The following is a 3,833-nucleotide window of genomic DNA, read 5'->3' on the forward strand; positions in this document are numbered from 1 at the left end:
TTAGAAGCAATCATTTTGTTATGTCCCAAACTCTTTTTTTCTTTTTTTAGAGGAAGCTATTTTTCTTTCCTTAAGGAAACTTTTTTAGTTGTGTGAATATAATAAAGTAAAAGCATGAGGAGGAAGGAAATGAAATCGGCTAAAAAAGCACAACAATATGCGTATATGTTGTACAAACTCGGTATTTTAAGTAAAGAGCAAAAGGAAAAGATTTGTAACAAATAACCACCCAGTACAAAGTACTGGGTGGTTATTTGTTACATCGCATGATTGATAATGGTGTAGTTTTTATGGTTTACAACTGTTCGCTGTTCTAAGTCTAAATCACGATAGTTAGTCATATAAGTTAGGTCAACAATTACAGAGTTCTCATTTACTTTTTCTACAATACCTTTTAAACCATTTTTAAATTCAATTACGTTTCCTACCTCTGCAATTTTCATCGCAATCGCTCCTTCATTAGATTATTTTTAGAAAATTTATAAAAGTAAATCTAGTTAACGCTTTCTATTTTCTTTTTCTCAATTTTGCCTTAAATTGGTTAATTAGTAAAGATGTTTTTTTAAAAAATGTAAAAAAAGATGTTTTTTTAAGTGAATTCTTCGACAAAAGGAGGGTAATTCGATATAGTACTGACATGTAGGATTATTTAATGATTAAAACATTAGAAATAGAAGGTGTCAATTATTATGATAAATACAGGGTTAGTATTAGAAGGTGGCGGTATGAGAGGTCTTTATACAACGGGGGTACTTGATTACTTTATGGAACAAGATTTATATTTACCTTATGTGATTGGTGTTTCGGCGGGAGCCTGTCATGCAACTTCCTATTTATCCCGACAAGTAGGAAGAAGCCGTCGAGCTAATCTAGATTATATAGATGATCCACGTTATTTGTCACTGCGAAATTATTTTAAGACGCGTGAGATGTTTGGGATGGATTTTATATTTGAAGAAATTCCAACCAGCTTACTTCCATTTGATTTTGATTCTTTTCACAAGCGAACTGAACAGCTTGTAGTAGGCACAACGGACTGCGTAACGGGAAAGCCTGTTTATTTTGACAATCATGAGGACGATTTGCTGACCATTATTCGCGCGTCAAGCTCGCTTCCATTTGTGTCAAAAGTTGTGGAGTATGGTGGTAAACAGCTGTTAGACGGGGGAATCAGCGATCCAATTCCAGTAAAAAAAGCAGAGAGTGATGGATTTAAGAAAAATATTGTGGTGTTAACACGAAATAAAGGATACCAAAAGAAAAAATCCAGTTCATCTTGGTTTACAAAGCGTTATTATCGTAAGTATCCAGGTTTAGTTAAGGCATTAGAGAACCGCTATAAGCTTTATAATGATACGCTTGCTTATATCGATGAGCAGGAGGAAGCAGGAAATATATTTGTGATTCGTCCACAGAAGCCACTGGTAGTAGGGCGAATGGAGAAAGACCGATCAAAGTTAGACGTTTTGTATAAGCAAGGATATGAAGAAGCTGCAGAACAGTATGATAAACTAAAAGAATGGTTAAAGGACTTTTCGTAGAAAGGAGTACATATAAATGAACGAAGAGGAAGTAATGAAGCAATTAGATGCTCTCCGTGACGGCGAGATTCAAGAGCTGCACGTTCGTAAAGAGGATTTTTTAGGGTTTCAACCTGTGCTTGTAAGAAGAGAGGATTTCAAGCATTTTCGCGGAGTAGCTGGTCGAGGTGGGAACTTTACGTATTATTATACCGAAACGCCTCGTAGTTAAGTTGAAACGCTAGCTTTCTTGAGCAGACGCTTATATAATGAAAGTAATGTGTAGCTATAGGAGGGATTACATGGACGATTTTCGAAAAAGTACAGCACCATTTTATTTTGCAGATTATATATGGAAAGATAAAAATGGACAGATGACATATGGGATGCTGTTAACAAACCGGCCAGCTGACGACCGGGAGTACGACCTCCATTCATTATTAGAAGAAGCGTTTGTTGAGCACAAAAAGGTTTCATTAACAACGGTTTATGATAATAGTGAACAGCTACTGTCAGGTTATGTCCTGGATTTATCAGACAATCAATCTGCGTTTACGTTTATGGACGATACAGGTGCTAAGCTAGTAATTGATTTCTATGATGTTGTAGAAATAGAGCTTGAAGATTAAAGAAGATGAAGCGTGTAAATTTGCGCTTCATCTTTTTTGTTTTGAAAGAAGAAAAAACGCATACAATGGGTTGTGATTTCTACTCCGGCTGCTCCCTTTCCGCAGGGCTCGGTCTAAGCCTAAGCCTCCTCGTAAACTTGCCGGGTCTCAGAGCATTCGCTAGTCCTGCAGGAGTCTCCCATCCTTCGTTGCAATCACAGGCTTCTTCGAGTAGTAGGAAAACTACTTATCTCTATGTATTGTTTGGGTGTGAAAGAGGGCAGAACGCGCGCAATGAGTCGTGATTCTCACTTCAGATAGTTCGCTTCACTCACAGGACTTTTAAGGAAAAGGAGAAGTCATACTCTATATCTTTTTAATTCGATTTTCTAAGAGGAAAGTTTCACATAACGAATGATGACTTTGCCTGATAGGAGTTGTTTTACTCACAATATCTTGGGGGAAAGGTGTGGCATAGAGTACGTTTTGAATAATTGCTTCTTTCAGCAAATGTAGTTATAGAGTAGTTAAATGTGCATTTATTTCTAGAATTGAAATGATTTTGAAGTGAGTCAAAAGTCTGAAAAGGGAAATATAAACAAGGTAATACCTACCTCCTTGCACAAAAAAATTCCTTCATTATGACAAATATATAGGATTATTGTCATAATCGTGTTTGATTCGTAATGTTATTAATCAAACTAAAAGAAATGTAAAGGAATCGTTCGGTGAAAGAGGTACTACGCTATGTTAGAGTAGTACCATACGAATTTTCAGGAGGTATTACCGCATGAAAAAGAGTTATGTTAAGTCTTTATTCATGATGCTAACTGCTATGTTTGCTCTTGGGAGCGTTCAGTCAGTCGCAGTAGCAGAAACGAAATATAAAGTCATTAAGGGAGATACCCTTGGGCAGTTAAGTAAACAATATGGTGTAACCATTGCAGATATAATGGACGAAAATAATCGTACAGACGAATGGATTTATGAAGGGGAAACGCTTCGTATTCCAGAAAAGCCAAACGGTCGAGATACTGATGGGCTAATTTCAGAGTCAAAAGTAGCTGAAGAAGAGAAAGCCGTTAAAGCGGTTGAAACGGAAGAAGTAAGCCAACCTGCTGAAGTAGAAGAAGTTAAGGCAGAAACACAGCCGGCTCCTGAAGGAATGGCCATTTCTCAAGGAGAGAAAGATTTGTTGGCACGCTTAGTAGAAGCGGAAGCAAAAGGTGAGTCGTATGAAGGAAAATTAGGTGTAGCTATCGTTGTCCTAAATCGTGTAGAGTCACAGCAGTTTCCAAACAGTGTTAACGGAGTAATTATGGAAGTGGTAGGGACTAGCTATGCGTTTTCTCCTGTTCAAAACGGCTCAATTAATAAGCCAGCATCTGATGAAGCACACCGTGCAGTGGAAGAGGCACTAATGAGAAAAGATCGCTTAAATGATTCCATTTACTTTTATAACCCTGACACAGCGACAGATGATTGGATTCGCTCTCGTCAAGTTGTAAAAACAATTGGAAATCATGTATTTGCAAAATAAAGAAAGAGGCTGGGACATAAGTAATTCAGCCTCTACTATACCTGAATGATTGAGAGTTCATAACTTTTAATCGTTCAGGTTTTTTGTTGATTGTGAAAACAATGTTGGAAACAGGGTGGAATGGAGCGTAGGACACTCGACTCCTGCGGGAAAGAGAGGGAAAAC

At 37.4% G+C, this 3,833-nt stretch carries 5 protein-coding genes; 4 read left to right on the forward strand and 1 reads right to left on the reverse strand.

Features of this window, described 5'->3' with window-relative positions:
- Window positions 1–257: 257 nt before the first annotated feature.
- Window positions 258–443 (reverse strand): YkvS family protein, encoded by a 186-nt coding sequence (locus AS180_RS18865; RefSeq protein ID WP_025908421.1) that lies wholly within the window; start codon window positions 441–443, stop codon window positions 258–260.
- A 243-nt stretch (window positions 444–686) separates the two neighbouring features.
- Here AS180_RS18865 and AS180_RS18870 point away from each other — a divergent pair, with 243 nt between their 5' ends.
- The 4 genes from AS180_RS18870 to AS180_RS18885 all read left to right on the forward strand — a co-directional run bounded on the left by AS180_RS18870 (window position 687) and on the right by AS180_RS18885 (window position 3,668).
- The gene (locus tag AS180_RS18870) at window positions 687–1,541 is read left to right on the forward strand and encodes a patatin-like phospholipase family protein (protein WP_025908422.1); all 855 of its coding nucleotides are present in this window, start codon (window positions 687–689) and stop codon (window positions 1,539–1,541) included.
- Between the two features lie 16 nt (window positions 1,542–1,557).
- A complete protein-coding gene (locus tag AS180_RS18875; protein ID WP_025908423.1) occupies window positions 1,558–1,752 on the forward strand; it encodes a hypothetical protein in 195 nt (64 codons plus the stop codon).
- Between the two features lie 70 nt (window positions 1,753–1,822).
- Window positions 1,823–2,149, forward strand: a complete 327-nt coding sequence (locus tag AS180_RS18880) for a hypothetical protein (RefSeq protein ID WP_025908424.1) — start codon at window positions 1,823–1,825, stop codon at window positions 2,147–2,149.
- A gap of 769 nt (window positions 2,150–2,918) precedes the next feature.
- The gene (locus AS180_RS18885) at window positions 2,919–3,668 is read left to right on the forward strand and encodes a cell wall hydrolase (protein WP_025908425.1); all 750 of its coding nucleotides are present in this window, start codon (window positions 2,919–2,921) and stop codon (window positions 3,666–3,668) included.
- Window positions 3,669–3,833 lie beyond the last annotated feature (165 nt).

The organism is Priestia veravalensis (assembly GCF_001457055.1).
In the GTDB taxonomy this organism is placed as follows: Bacteria; Bacillota; Bacilli; order Bacillales; family Bacillaceae_H; genus Priestia; species Priestia flexa.